The sequence below is a fragment of the Mesorhizobium sp. P3_A8 genome, from assembly GCF_056402995.1.
Map to the genome: position 1 here is coordinate 26058 of NZ_JBFUGI010000017.1, position 12898 is coordinate 38955.

At 64.5% G+C, this 12898-nt stretch carries 14 protein-coding genes; 7 read left to right on the top strand and 7 right to left on the bottom strand.

Annotated features, from left to right (window positions below):
* Positions 1–4: 4 nt before the first annotated feature.
* The gene (locus AC1DX4_RS30675; RefSeq protein ID WP_477223883.1) at positions 5–655 is read right to left on the bottom strand and encodes a cysteine hydrolase family protein; all 651 of its coding nucleotides are present in this window, start codon (positions 653–655) and stop codon (positions 5–7) included.
* Positions 652–909: a hypothetical protein gene (locus AC1DX4_RS30680; protein WP_477223884.1), complete on the bottom strand. Its 258-nt coding sequence runs from the start codon at positions 907–909 to the stop codon at positions 652–654. Before AC1DX4_RS30680 ends, AC1DX4_RS30675 begins: the two co-directional genes overlap by 4 nt.
* 241 nt (positions 910–1150) lie before the next feature.
* Here AC1DX4_RS30680 and AC1DX4_RS30685 point away from each other — a divergent pair, with 241 nt between their 5' ends.
* From AC1DX4_RS30685 to AC1DX4_RS30715, 7 genes are all read left to right on the top strand, one after another.
* On the top strand, positions 1151–1552 hold the full coding sequence (locus AC1DX4_RS30685; RefSeq protein ID WP_477223885.1) for a RidA family protein: 402 nt from the start codon (positions 1151–1153) through the stop codon (positions 1550–1552).
* Positions 1553–1696: 144 nt separating this feature from the next.
* A complete protein-coding gene (locus tag AC1DX4_RS30690) occupies positions 1697–3136 on the top strand; it encodes a pyridoxal-phosphate dependent enzyme (RefSeq protein WP_477223886.1) in 1440 nt (479 codons plus the stop codon).
* A complete protein-coding gene (locus tag AC1DX4_RS30695) occupies positions 3133–4314 on the top strand; it encodes a trans-sulfuration enzyme family protein (RefSeq protein ID WP_477223887.1) in 1182 nt (393 codons plus the stop codon). The genes AC1DX4_RS30690 and AC1DX4_RS30695 overlap by 4 nt, the downstream gene beginning before the upstream one ends.
* Positions 4315–4421: 107 nt before the next feature.
* Positions 4422–5390, top strand: coding sequence for a GlxA family transcriptional regulator (locus tag AC1DX4_RS30700; protein WP_477223888.1), 969 nt, complete (start codon positions 4422–4424; stop codon positions 5388–5390).
* 265 nt (positions 5391–5655) lie between these two features.
* The gene (locus AC1DX4_RS30705; RefSeq protein ID WP_477223889.1) at positions 5656–6960 is read left to right on the top strand and encodes a M24 family metallopeptidase; all 1305 of its coding nucleotides are present in this window, start codon (positions 5656–5658) and stop codon (positions 6958–6960) included.
* 232 nt (positions 6961–7192) lie between these two features.
* Positions 7193–7873 (top strand): isochorismatase family protein, encoded by a 681-nt coding sequence (locus AC1DX4_RS30710; RefSeq protein WP_477223890.1) that lies wholly within the window; start codon positions 7193–7195, stop codon positions 7871–7873.
* Positions 7874–7885: 12 nt separating this feature from the next.
* Positions 7886–8839: an alpha/beta hydrolase gene (locus tag AC1DX4_RS30715; RefSeq protein ID WP_477223891.1), complete on the top strand. Its 954-nt coding sequence runs from the start codon at positions 7886–7888 to the stop codon at positions 8837–8839.
* Here the strand turns inward: AC1DX4_RS30715 and dnaQ are convergent.
* The 5 genes from dnaQ to AC1DX4_RS30740 form a co-directional block, all read right to left on the bottom strand.
* A complete protein-coding gene (gene dnaQ / locus AC1DX4_RS30720; protein WP_477223892.1) occupies positions 8834–9532 on the bottom strand; it encodes a DNA polymerase III subunit epsilon in 699 nt (232 codons plus the stop codon). The two genes, AC1DX4_RS30715 and dnaQ, sit on opposite strands and share 6 nt — an antisense overlap.
* 221 nt (positions 9533–9753) lie before the next feature.
* Positions 9754–10347 (bottom strand): dephospho-CoA kinase, encoded by a 594-nt coding sequence (gene coaE / locus AC1DX4_RS30725; RefSeq protein ID WP_477223893.1) that lies wholly within the window; start codon positions 10345–10347, stop codon positions 9754–9756.
* Positions 10344–11186 (bottom strand): shikimate dehydrogenase, encoded by an 843-nt coding sequence (locus tag AC1DX4_RS30730; protein ID WP_477223894.1) that lies wholly within the window; start codon positions 11184–11186, stop codon positions 10344–10346. The genes coaE and AC1DX4_RS30730 overlap by 4 nt, the downstream gene beginning before the upstream one ends.
* Positions 11179–11778, bottom strand: coding sequence for a Maf-like protein (locus AC1DX4_RS30735; protein WP_477223895.1), 600 nt, complete (start codon positions 11776–11778; stop codon positions 11179–11181). Before AC1DX4_RS30735 ends, AC1DX4_RS30730 begins: the two co-directional genes overlap by 8 nt.
* Before the next feature lie 28 nt (positions 11779–11806).
* Positions 11807–12775: a pyruvate, water dikinase regulatory protein gene (locus tag AC1DX4_RS30740; RefSeq protein WP_477223949.1), complete on the bottom strand. Its 969-nt coding sequence runs from the start codon at positions 12773–12775 to the stop codon at positions 11807–11809.
* Positions 12776–12898: the final 123 nt, after the last annotated feature.

Here is a 12898-nt window from a genome sequence, read left to right on the forward strand (position 1 = left end):
GCGTCTATCTCCTGCTGGCGGCAAGCGAACCGCAAAAGCCCGCGACATCCGACATGACGGCTTCGCCGAGGTAGCGCAGCGTCGCCATCGAGCGGTCGCGCGCTTCGCGGTTGCCGAAGCCGCAGGCGTCCTTGATCACGACAGCCGTAAAGCCGTTGTCGGTCGCCTGGCGGACGGTCGGCTCAATACCGATCTCCATGGCGATGCCGGCAAGGGCAATAGTGCGCACGCCGCAATCGCCGAGCGCGAAGCCAAGCGCCGTGGAATCGAAGGCCGACATGGTCAGCTTGTCGAACACGGCTTCGTCAGCGCGCGGTGCCAGTTCGGGCACAATCCCGGTCGCTTCGGCGTCGCGCAAGAACCACGGCTCGACCGCGTCGGGGCTGTCGCGCCGCTGCCAGGCCATGGCGGTGCGCAGCTGGGTGGCGCCCATCCATTTGCGCGGCAAGGAGAGGTGGCGGGTGAACGCCACCCGCATGCCGGCCGAGCGCGCGGCTTCAAGCACGATGCCGGTGCGCTCGACAATGTCGGCCGCGCCGGCAACCTGGCGGCAGATGCCGACCTGCATGTCGTAGACCACCAGCGCCATGCGGTTGGGATCGCACCATTCGGCCAAGTTGGTCGGGATCTCGATGCCTTCGCTCGACCGGATCATGCCGCGGTCCGGTCCCAGGGTTTGGCGATGTCGACAGTGGGATCGAACAGATATTCGAGCGGCAGAGGTGCGGAGTCGAAGGCCAGGAAAACCCACTCCAGCAGCCCGGCCTTGGACAGTGGAAAGTCGTCGGTGTAGCGGCGCGCTTCCTCGACGCTGTCGAGTTCGAAGACGATAATGACGCCGCCGACATCGGCGCGGGCGTAGTTTTCGCGCACGATGCCGGCCTTCCAGAGCCGCCAGACATTCGACACTTCGTCGCGCAGTAAGGCTTGAGGTCGTCGAGGGTGACGCCGGGCTTGAAATTGTCATAGGCAATGATCTTCATCGGCTGTCTCCTCCTGGGATGTCAGGATCGCGCGGCCCGCTTGTTTCGGCTGGCATCCCGTTCGGCTAGCATGATGAAAATGGCGGCTTCAACGAACGAGATGGTTCGTTGAACGGGGAAACTGATTGCCCTTTCGTGGCGCGGCATTTTTTGGAGGAGGAGACAAAATGGGTATCGAGCGGCTGAACCCGAAAGGCATGCACAGCAACCCGGCCTATTCGCAGGGGGTGGCGCTGCCGGCCTCGGCACGCATCGTGCTGATCGGCGGCCAGAATGGCATCGACGCCAATGGCCAGATCGTCGGCAAGGGCGACATCGCAGCGCAGACCAGGCAGGCGCTCGCCAATCTAGCGATGGTGCTCGAAGCCGGCGGCGCCAGGCCGGAAGACCTTGTCCGCCTGTCGCTTTACATTGTCGGCGACGCCGATATCAGGCCGGCCTTCGGCGTCTGGATGGCGTTCTGGGCAGATCGCGGGCCGCCACCGGTGGTGACGGGCATACGCGTGCTCGGCCTCGCCAATCCGGATTTCCTGATCGAGATCGAGGGCCAGGCGGCGGTTGAGACATAATGGACTAAGCACCTCCTGGAATTTCATTCCCCGTCTGGCCAGTTGATTGGCACGTTCTATCTTCTTTCCCGCGACAAACGGCTGGAAAAGAGGCTACGCTGCCGCTCTGCCCCCGAGCCGGTCGCTTGATCAGGGAGCTTCGATATGAGCGAGCACGGAAAAGCTGCGCCAGGCAGCACCCCCTCGGATGGTCCATTGTCCCGCTTGCGGCCACCTTATGCCTCGGTTCTCGACCTCATCGGCCAGACGCCGGTGGTCGAGCTGACCAAGTTCGACACCGGCAAATGCCGGCTGTTCATCAAGCTCGAAAGCCAGAACCCGGGCGGCTCGATCAAGGACCGCATCGCGCTATCGATGATCGCCGCCGCCGAAAAGCAAGGCAAGCTCAAGCGGGGCGGCACCATCGTCGAGGCGACCGCCGGCAATACCGGCCTTGGGCTTGCGCAGGTCGGCATTCCCAAGGGCTACCGCATCGTGCTGGTCGTGCCCGACAAGATGTCGCGCGAAAAGATCCAGCATCTGCGCGCGCTGGGCGCCGAAGTGCGCATGACGCGTTCGGATGTCGGCAAGGGGCACGCCGAATATTACCAGGACATGGCCGAGAAGATCGCGGCTGAGGTGCCGGGCGCCTTCTACGCCAACCAGTTCGCCAATCCGGCCAATCCGCTGGCGCATGAGACCACCACCGGTCCGGAAATCTTTTCGCAGCTCGATGGCAATGTCGACGCGGTGGTTGTCGGCGTTGGTTCGGGCGGCACGCTGACCGGGCTTGGCCGCTACTTTGCGAAGGTATCGCCGAAGACCGAAATGGTGCTCGCCGATCCGGTCGGCTCGGTGCTGGCGCCGCTGATCAAGACCGGCAAGATGGAAGAGGCGGGCAGTTGGACCGTGGAAGGCATCGGCGAGGATTTCGTGCCGCCCAATGCCGATCTGTCGCTGGTCAAGAAGGCCTATTCGATCACCGATAAGCAGAGCATGCTGGCGGTGCGCGATCTCCTATCCCGGGAAGGCATCCTGGCCGGCTCGTCGTCGGGCACGCTGTTGTCGGCCGCCTTGCGCTATTGCCGCGAGCAGACGTCGGCCAAGCGCGTCGTCACCTTCGTTTGCGACAGCGGCAACAAATACCTGTCGAAAGTGTTCGACGATTTCTGGCTGGCCGAACAGGGGCTGGCCGAGCAGGAACATCATGGCGATCTGCGCGACCTGGTCATGCGCTCGCACCGCACCGGCGATACGGTCTCTGTCGGGCCGGACGAAAGCCTGCTCAACGCCTATGGCCGCATGCGCCGCTCCGATGTGTCGCAACTGCCGGTGCTCGATGAGGGCAAACTGGTCGGCATCGTCGACGAAAGCGATATCCTGGCCAAGGTCGAGGGTCCGCATGACGGGCGCTGGGAACGCTTCAACGGCCCGGTGCGCACGGCGATGACCTCCAATCTGCACACGCTGCAGGCCAGCCAGACGCTGGATGCGCTGCTGCCGGTGTTCGACCGCAACGAGGTCGCCATCATCTTCGACGGCGACGAGTTCGTCGGCCTGATTACCCGCATCGACCTGATCAACCATCTGAGGCGCGCCCGATGACCAAACATACCCCGCCGGCCGGCAAAAACCGCCTGGCCTTCTCGACGCGCACCATCCATGGCGGCCAGAGCCACGACCCGCTGACCGGTGCGGTGATGGTGCCGATCTATGCCACCTCGACCTACGGCCAGCAGTCGCCAGGCGTGCACAAGGGTTTTGAATATGCCCGCAGCCAGAACCCGACGCGCTTCGCCTTCGAGCGTGCCGTGGCCGATCTCGAAAGCGGCACCGCAGCCTTCGCTTTCGCTTCCGGCCTGGCGGCGATCTCGACGGTGCTGGAGCTGCTCGATTCCGGCGCCCATATCGTCGCCACCGACGATATCTATGGCGGCTCGTTCCGGCTAATGGAGCGGGTGCGCAAGCGCTCGGCCAATCTGCAGGTCTCCTTCGTCGATTTCACCGACCTTGCGGCGGTCGAGGCCGCGATCCGACCGGAGACGAAACTGCTCTGGGTCGAGACGCCGACCAACCCGCTGCTGCGCATCGTCGACCTCGAAGGAGTGGCGGCTCTGGCTAAACGCAAGGGCATCCTGTCGGTCGCCGACAACACGTTTTGCAGCCCCTATATCCAGCGGCCGCTGGAACTCGGCATCGACATCGTCGTCCATTCGACAACAAAGTATCTCAACGGCCATTCCGACATGGTCGGCGGCGTCGCCGTCGTCGGCGACAACAAGGAGCTGGCCGCCCAGCTAAAATTCCTGCAGAACGCCATCGGCGCCATATCGGGCCCGTTCGACAGTTTCCTGGCGCTGCGCGGGCTGAAGACGCTGGCGCTCAGGATGGAGCGGCATTCCGAAAACGGGCTGAAGATCGCGCAGTGGCTGGAAGCCCGCAAGGATGTGCGCCGGGTGATCTATCCCGGCCTCGCCAGCCACCCGCAGCATGCCATCGCCGTGCAGCAGATGCATGCCTTCGGCGGCATGATATCAGCCGTGCTCGACCGCGATCTCGCCGGCACCAAACGCTTCCTCGAACGCACGCAATTGTTCACGCTGGCCGAAAGCCTCGGCGGGGTGGAGAGCCTGATCGAACACCCGGCGCTGATGACGCATGGGTCTATTCCGGCCGAGAAGCGGGCGGAGATCGGGATATCGGATTCGCTGGTGCGGCTGTCGGCGGGGATCGAGGATGGCGATGATCTGATTGCGGATCTGGAGCAGGCGCTGGGGGGATAGGGGCAGAGTCGCTCCGACTGGGACGAGCCAATCTCCAAAGCCAGCGGTCCAGGTTCAAGCATCGGCCCGGTTGACCTCGCGCGCCATTCGCCCGAGATGTAGCGCCCATGGCGACGCGCGAACCCGAAAAACCCACCGAACCCCTCACCTTCGCGGTGCTGGTGTTCCCCGGCTTTCCGATGATGGCGTTCAGTTCGGTCATCGAGCCGCTGCGCGCCGCCAATGTGCTGGCGAAGCGGCAGTGTTATCGCTGGATCATCGTCGGCGGCACCAAAGGGGCGGTCGAGGCATCGAACGGCGTCGTCATCCAGCCGGGTTTTTACGCGGAGGACGCGCCCAAGGTCGACCGCATCGTGGTGTGCTCGGGTGGTGACGCCGATCACCTCGTCGCCGAGGATGCGGCAAGCTGGATCCGCCGCAGCCTGCGCAATGGCGCGCATATCGGCGCGGTGGCGGATGCGGCGTTCTTCCTGGCGCGTGCCGGCCTGCTCGACGGCCATGCCTGCACCTTGCACTGGACCAGCCAGGCCGCTTTCACCGAAGCGTTTCCCAACATCGAACTGCGGCGCGATCTCTATGTCATCGACCGCAAGCGTTTCACCTCGGCCGGCGGCGTCGGCAGCCTCGACATGATGCTGGAGATCATCACCCGGGATTACGGCGCCGAGCTTGCCGCCGGCGTCGCCGAATGGTTCGTGCATAGCCAGTTGCGCTCCAGTGTCGACCGCAAGCTGATGCCGCTGCGCCTGCGCACAGGCGTGCAGAACGAGTTGGTGCTGTCGGCCATCGCCATCATGGAGGATGCGGTGGAGGAGCGGCTCGGCATGGCTGAACTGACCGCCCGGCTCGGCGTGTCGTCCGACAAGCTCGAGCGCTCCTTCCGCTCCGAACTCGACATCTCGCCCAATGGCTATTACCGGCGGCTCAGGCTGAAGCGCGCCGCCGACCTGCTGGCGCACTCGACGCTTGCCGTGCGCGACGTGGCGCTGGCCTGCGGCTTTGCCTCGATGTCGAGCTTTGCTCGGGCATTTCGCGAGGAGCACGGGCATCCGCCGAAGCTGGCGAGACGGCATTAGAGTCGGCGCTTATCAGGGTAGACCCCCTCATCCGGCCGCTTCGCGGCCACCTTCTCCCCGAGGGGAGAAGAGGGAAGCGCTAGCGCTCGTGATCTCCTCTCCCCTCGGGGAGAGGTCAGCCGAGCGAAGCGGAGGCTGGGTGAGGGGCAGCGCCATACGTTGCAAGGCTAGCGGCATTCCGCACAACACACGCGGTTTTTCGCACAACCCCCGCTCATCGCATACGCCATGGTCAGACCTCGCAACCGACCCAAGGCTAGCCCCCATGAGCATCGTCGTATTCGACCCCGACAGCACCGAGGACGTCGACTTCAAGGACCGCATGCGCCACCCCGCGGCGGCTGATCCGGCGGGCGGCATGTGGCTGTCGGACACCGAGCCGTCCTTCATCGATGCCGACGCCTTGCGTAAAGGCCGGCTGGCAAAACTGCGCGGCTGGATGCGCGAGGCCGGTTATGGCGGCGTCGTTCTGTTCGACCCCTACAACCAGCGCTACGCCACCGGCTCGCGCAACATGTTCGGCTATTTCCTGCGCAACTCGACCCGCTATTTCTTTATCCCGACCGAAGGGCCGATCGTGCTGTTCGAATATCCGCAGAGCTACCATGTCTCCATGGTGCTCGACACGATCGACGAGGCGCGTCCTTCCAAGCTCGTCTGGTCGTCGGTCTCCGGCCGCGACGACGAGACCGCCGGGCCTTTCGCCGACGAGATCGCCGAGCTCCTGAAGAAGCACGGCGGCGGCTCGATGAAGCTCGGGCTCGACCGCTGCAGCCATCTGCAGGCGCTGGCTTTGGAAAAGCGCGGCTGCGATGTGCGGGATTGCCAGGGCGAAATCCTCGCCGTGCGCGCTATCAAGACACCCGAGGAGGTGAAATGCCTGCAGGTGTCGATGGCGGGCGCTGAAGCCGCCGTCTACGCGGTGCGGGAGGCGATCAAGCCCGGTGTCTCCGAAAACGATTTGTTCGCCATCATGTATGGCGAGGTCATCCGCCAGGGCGGCGAATTCATCGAGACGCGGCTCTTGACGTCAGGCCAGCGCACCAATCCATGGTTCAACGAGGCCAGCGGCCGCAAGATCCGGCCGGGCGAATTGCTGGCGCTCGATACCGATACGATCGGCTGCTACGGCTATTATTCCGATTTCTCGCGCACCTTCCGTTGCGGCCCGGGCAAGCCGACGCCCTACCAGAAGTCGCTCTACCGCATGGCACATGACCAGGTGCAGCACAACATCGGAATCGTCAAACCCGGCATGGCGTTTCGTGAGATCGCCGAGAAGGCGTGGAAAATCCCCGACCGTTTTGTCGACCAGCGCTATACCTCGGTCATGCACGGCGTCGGCATGCATGGCGAGACACCGTTCATCGCGCATGCCATGGACTACGAGACCTATGGCCGCGACGGCCATATCGTGCCAGGCATGGTGGTGAGCGTGGAAAGCTATATCGGCGAGAAGGGCGGCCGCGAGGGCGTCAAGCTGGAGGACGAGATCCTGATCACCGAGACGGGGACAGAGCTGCTGTCGCGCTTTCCCTATGAGGATGAGTTTCTGGAGAAGCAGGTTTGATGGTGGCAACCAACGCTCATAACGAGCGCCTCGTTCCCTCCCACCCCCCTCTGTCCTGCCGGACATCTCCCCCGCAAGGGGGGAGATTGGCAGCGTCGCCTGCAGCGCTTTTTTCTGCAAATCTGGCCATCGGCGAAGGCATTCGTGACCGGCGATCTCCCCCCTTGCGGGGGAGATGCCCGGCAGGGCAGAGGGGGGTGCTGTCCCGCCGGCATATGGAAGAAGGCGCAGCATGAAAACCCCCATCTCCCTCAACCGCGGCACGGTGGCCGCCGTCTTCATCGATCTGCAGGAAGAGCACCGGCAGGACCCGCGCTATCTGGTCGAGGGCTTTGCCGGCATCCTGGCCAACGTCCAGCGGCTGCAGGCGGCGGCGCGCGCGAACAAAGTGCCGCTCCAGCACTGGGCCTACATCGTCGATCTCGACAAGCAGGATCGGCCCTTTCATCCGCTCGATGCCGACGGCAAGTCTGCCTTTTCGGACAAGAGCGATCCGCTGACCGAGATCTGCCATGAGGTGGCGCCGGCGGACGGCGAAGGACTGCTGATCAAGGCCGAGGCCAGCGCCTTCCGATCAGGGCCGGGGGCTGATCGGCTCAAGGCTTCCGGCATCGAATGGCTGGTTGTTGCCGGGGTCTGGACCGAGGCCTGCATCGACGCCACTGTGAAAGATGCGGTGGCCAAGGGGTTCCGCGTGCTGCTGGTCAAGGATGCCTGCGGCAGCGGCAGTGCGGCCATGCACCAGACCGGCATCCTCAACCTTGCCAACCGGCTCTATGGCGGCGCCGTCACCGACACGGATGGCGCCTGCCGGCTGCTGGCCGGCGAGACGGTCACCGTCTGGCAGGTCGAGGGCTCGGTGCCGCTGCGCTTCAGCTTCGACAATGCCGCCGCGCTCTACGCCGATCTATGACAGCAGACTGACATGAGCGGCCGCGGCAAATACGAAACACGGCTCGATCCGGTGCTGTGGGCGTACATAGACAGCGTCAACGCCTGGTATCCGCCCGAGATCATCGGCCTGCCGATCGACAAGCAGCGCGAAATCTATGACCGCATGTGCCGCGCCTTCCACCGGGGCCGCCCCGCAGGGGTCAAGGCCAGCGATGGCCTGGTTGCCGCTGCGGGTCACGGCATCCCGATCCGCCACTACCAGCGCGCTGGCAAGGCCGCGCGGGCGATGGTGCTTTATTTCCATGGCGGCGGTTTTATCCTGGGCGGGCTCGACAGCCATGACGACATCTGCGCCGAGCTATGCGCCGGCACCGGTTTCGACGTGGTGTCGGTCGACTACCGGCTGGCGCCGGAGCATCTTCACCCCGCTGCCTTCAACGATGCGATGTCCGTCTTTGCTTGGGCGGCTACAGCCAGCGACCTGCCGCTCGTGCTGTGCGGCGAAAGCGCCGGCGGCAATTTGGCGGCGGCCGTCGCGCAAGCGACGCGCAAGCATATCAGGGCCGCGATCGGCCAGGTGCTGATCTATCCCGGCCTGGGCGGCGACGAGAGTTCGGGCTCCTATGTCGAACATGCCGAGGCGCCGCTGCTGTCGGTCGGCGATATCGCCTTCTACCGCGACATCCGCTCGGCCAAGAAGCAGTCGCCTGACGATCCGACCTTTTCACCATTGCGCGACAGCGACTTTTCCGGCCTGCCGCCGACGGTGATCATCACGGCCGAGTGCGACCCGCTGTCATCCGATGGCGAGACCTATCGCGACCGCATTGTTTCGGCCGGCGGCAAGGCCTGGTGGCATGAGGAGCCCCGTCTCGTGCACAGCTTCCTGCGCGCCCGCGCGACCGTGCCGGCTGCTGCGGAAGCTTTTGGCCGCATCATCGTGGCGGTTGCGGCACTAGGGCGGGGCGAGTGGCCGTATCTATGAGGAAGCTTTCAGCCACAGTGCCTTTTCGCCGAGCGTGGCGACCATGGCGGTGTGCGCGGCGCGCTCTGCTTCAGTCAGGCGCGGCAGCAGCGGCCTCGGGCGTTGGGCGACGATGATTTCGATGTGCCTGATATTTTCGCCCTGCGCCGGCGCGGTGGCGCTGTCGAGGATGAGCGCAGCCTGCTTGCCGCCGATCAGCTCGATATAGACCTCGGCCAGCAGTTCGGAATCGAGCAGGGCGCCGTGCTTGGTGCGCTTCGTGTTGTCGATGCCGTAGCGCCGGCAGAGCGCGTCGAGCGAATTGGGGCCCATCGGATGCTTGCGGCGCGCCAGCGCCAGCGTGTCGACGACAAGCCCATTGTCTATGACCGGATGACCGAGCCGGCCGAATTCGACATTGAGGAAGCCGATGTCGAAAGTGGCGTTGTGGGCAACCAGCTTGGCACCGTCAGTGAAGTTCAGCCACTCCTGGGCAATGTCGGCAAAGGTCGGCTTGCCCTGAAGATCCGCCGCGCTGATGCCGTGCACGGCCTGCGCCTCGGCGTGGATCGCACGGCCCTGCGGATTGATATAGTGGTGGAACGTCCTGCCGGTCGGGAAACGATTGACCAACTCGACGCCGCCCAGCTCGATCACGCGGTCGTCGCGCGAATCAAGGCCGGTGGTTTCCGTATCGAAGATGATCTCGCGCATCGAATCAGGTGCTCCTAGGGAGCAGAATCGGGACACGAGAACAAAATGGCAATGCCTCTTTTTCCTTCTCCCCTTGTGGGAGAAGGTGGATCGGCGCGCAGCGCCGAGACGGTTGAGGGGTGGGTGACGGAGTGCCGTCGGCGTCAAGCTGGAACACCCCTCATCCGACCTCGCTGCGCGAGGCCACCTTCTCCCGCAAGGGGAGAAGGGAAGGAAGGGCGTCAGCGATCAGACCCGCCGATCAGTTCCGCGATGATCGCATCGACCGCCGCACGTGCGGCATCCAGCCCCTGCCCGGTATCGATGACGAAATCCGCCAGCCTGCGCTTCTCCTCATCCGGCACCTGCTTGGCCAGGATCGCCGCCAGTTTTTCCTCGGTCATCCCAGGCCGCGCCAGCACGCGCTGGCGCTGGACTTCGGCGGGTGCGGTGACGACGACGACCTTGTCGACGCGGCCACGGCCGCCGGTTTCGAACAGCAGCGGAATGTCGAGCACAGCGATCGATTCGCCGGCGTTACGATGCCTGGCCAGGAAGGCATCGGCATCGACGCGGACCAGCGGGTGGATGATGGTTTCCAGCCGCTTCAGCGCGCCAGTATCGCCGAGCACGCGCGCACCGAGCTTGGCGCGGTCGACCACACCGCCAACAGTAGTGCCGGGAAAGGCGGCTTCAATCAGAGGCGCCGCCACGCCCGAATAAAGGCGATGCACGGTCTCGTCGGAATCGTGGATGGGTACGCCCGCCTCGGCAAACATCTTCGCCGTCGTCGACTTGCCCATGCCGATCGAGCCGGTGAGACCGAGCACGATCATGGTTTTGGCACCAGATCGGCAACGATGATCGCGCGGAGCTCAGCCGTGACTTGCGGCCTGACGCCGAACCAATATTCGAAGCCGGGCACCGCCTGATTGAGTAGCATCCCAAGGCCGTCGACCGTCTTCAGCCCCCTGGCGCGCGCGGCGGCGAGCAGCGGCGTTTCGAGCGGCACATAGACGAGGTCGGTGACGACAGCGTGGTCCGGCAGCAGGGCCGGATCGGCGGCGAGACCTTCATTGCCGACCATGCCGAGCGCCGTGGTGTTGATCAACAGGCCGGCGTCGGCCAGCAATTCGTTGGTCGCCGCCGTGCCATGCGCCGAGACACCGGCGCCGAAACGATCGCGCAATTCCTGCGCCCGGGCGAGCGTGCGGTTGACGATGCGGATGTCACCAAAACCGCGCTGCTTCAGCGCCTGGATGACGGCGCGCGATGCGCCGCCGGCGCCGAGCACGACCGCCGGTCCCGAACTCGCCCAGCCCGGCGCGTAATCATCGAGATTGGCGGCAAAGCCGTGGCCATCGGTGTTGCCGCCCCACAAGACACCATCCTCGAACCACAGCGTGTTGGCGGCGCCGATCTCTTCCGCCGCCTGGTCGCGGCGGTGGGCCAGCGCGAAGGCGGCCTCCTTGTGCGGAATGGTGACATTGCCGCCGCGAAACCCGTTTGCCTGCAACGTCGCGATGAATTCGGCAAAATCCTGCGGCGCCACGTCGATGGCCTCGTAGCTGCCGTCGATACCGTGTTTGGCCAGCCAGTGGCCATGGATCTTCGGCGAGCGCGAATGCTTGATCGGGTGGCCGGTGACAAAAGCTTTTTTCGACGTCTCAGCCATCGATCGCTCCCAGCGTCCGCAGTTCCGCCAGCAGCGGCAAAAGCGGCAGGCCGACAATGGTGAAATGGTCGCCTTCGACCTTCTCGAAAAGCTGAATGCCTTCGCCTTCGATCTGGTAGGCGCCGACACTGGCCAGCACCTTGGCGCCGACACGGGCGAGATGCCGGCCGATGAAGGCGGGGTCGAGCTTGCGCATGGTCATCGAGGCGATGCCGACATGGCGCCACAGCACCTTGCCGTCACGGACCAGCACCGCGGCGCTGTTCAACTGATGGGTCTTGCCCGACAGCGTCAGCAGATGGCGACGCGCGCCCTCCATGTCGGCCGGCTTGTGGAACACTTCATCGCCGAGCGACAAAGTCTGGTCGCAGCCAAGCACCAGCGCGCCCGGCTTGCGCTCACTCACCTCGGTGGCCTTGGCCTCGGCCAGCACCAAAGCGACATCCTCGGGCGAGACGCCGCTGTTCTGCAAAGGCGCCTCAAGCGCGCGCTCGTCGACATCGGCCGGCACCGCTTCGACGTCGATGCCGGCATTGACGAGCATCGCCTTGCGGAACGGGCTGCCTGAGGCGAGGATGATTTTTTCGGTCATGCTTGTTTACCAGGGTTGGCGTTCCGCCCTAGCGCGTCTTCCCCCTCAGGGCAACGATGGCCGCGGCCGTTTCCTCGATCGAGCGGCGGCTGACGTCGATCATCGGCCAGCCATGGCGCGTGCAGATCTGGCGGGCGTAGGCGAGCTCCTCGGTGATGGCCGCGCGGTCGACATAGTCGCCAGCCTCATAGTCGCTGCTGTTGCCCAAAATGCGGTTCTGGCGGACATGCGAGATGCGCTCGGCGGTGGCAATCAGCCCGACGATCAGCGGCGTCTTGGCTGCGACCAGGCTTTCGGGCACCGGCACGCCAAGCACGATCGGAATGTTGGCGGTCTTGATGCCGCGGTTGGCGAGATAGATGCTGGTCGGCGTCTTCGACGTGCGCGAAATGCCGATCAGCACGACATCGGCATCGTCCATGTTGAGCGGTAGCTGGCCGTCATCATGGTCCATGGTGAAGTTCAGCGCATCGATGCGGCGGAAATATTCGGCGTCGAGGACATGCTGGGCGCCGACGCGGCGGCCGGCCGGCGTGCCGAGATAGGACTGGAAGACAGTCAGCACCGGCTCCAGCACCGACACACAGGGCAGGCCCATTGTGGCGCAGCGCTCGTCGATGCCGCGCGCCAGCTTCTGGTCGACGACGGTATAGAGGATGATGCCCGGCTCCTCCTCGATATCCTCGAACACCTTGGCCACCTGCTTTTCGGTACGGATCAGCGGATAGATGTGCTCGATGGCGCGCGCGTCCTTGTATTGCGCCGAAGCCGCGCGCCCGGCGGCGAGCAGCGTTTCGCCGGTCGCATCGGAAATAAGGTGCAGGTGAAAGAAGCTCTGGGGTTTGTTCACAGGGTACACCTGGGGCTGTGGGCTTGTGTGGATAAACCGGGACAGAAAGAGAGGCCGGTCGGAGGCGACTGTATCAGATGGCAGTTTGTCCACAATTCGCTGTGCTGTCAGTCTCGTCGGGCGGCTGGGGACAAGTCTGGGGACCAGTTTTCTTGCCCTGCATCCATCCACAGGGCCGAGTTTTCCCGCAGTATCGTAAGGCTTTGACTCCAGTGGCGGAATCCGAACTATCCCCAGAACCCTACATCCGGGAGAACGAAGCGCGCGACA

Coding starts and splice junctions, on each gene's coding strand:
- AC1DX4_RS30695 (WP_477223887.1), top strand. CDS start 3,133: ATGACCAAACATACCCCGCCGGCCGGCAAAAACCGCCTGGCCTTCTCG.
- dnaQ (WP_477223892.1), bottom strand. CDS start 9,532: ATGCGCGAGATCATCTTCGATACGGAAACCACCGGCCTTGATTCGCGC.
- AC1DX4_RS30690 (WP_477223886.1), top strand. CDS start 1,697: ATGAGCGAGCACGGAAAAGCTGCGCCAGGCAGCACCCCCTCGGATGGT.
- AC1DX4_RS30715 (WP_477223891.1), top strand. CDS start 7,886: ATGAGCGGCCGCGGCAAATACGAAACACGGCTCGATCCGGTGCTGTGG.
- AC1DX4_RS30705 (WP_477223889.1), top strand. CDS start 5,656: ATGAGCATCGTCGTATTCGACCCCGACAGCACCGAGGACGTCGACTTC.
- AC1DX4_RS30730 (WP_477223894.1), bottom strand. CDS start 11,186: ATGGCTGAGACGTCGAAAAAAGCTTTTGTCACCGGCCACCCGATCAAG.
- AC1DX4_RS30685 (WP_477223885.1), top strand. CDS start 1,151: ATGGGTATCGAGCGGCTGAACCCGAAAGGCATGCACAGCAACCCGGCC.
- AC1DX4_RS30675 (WP_477223883.1), bottom strand. CDS start 655: ATGATCCGGTCGAGCGAAGGCATCGAGATCCCGACCAACTTGGCCGAA.
- AC1DX4_RS30735 (WP_477223895.1), bottom strand. CDS start 11,778: ATGACCGAAAAAATCATCCTCGCCTCAGGCAGCCCGTTCCGCAAGGCG.
- AC1DX4_RS30700 (WP_477223888.1), top strand. CDS start 4,422: ATGGCGACGCGCGAACCCGAAAAACCCACCGAACCCCTCACCTTCGCG.
- AC1DX4_RS30710 (WP_477223890.1), top strand. CDS start 7,193: ATGAAAACCCCCATCTCCCTCAACCGCGGCACGGTGGCCGCCGTCTTC.
- coaE (WP_477223893.1), bottom strand. CDS start 10,347: ATGATCGTGCTCGGTCTCACCGGCTCGATCGGCATGGGCAAGTCGACG.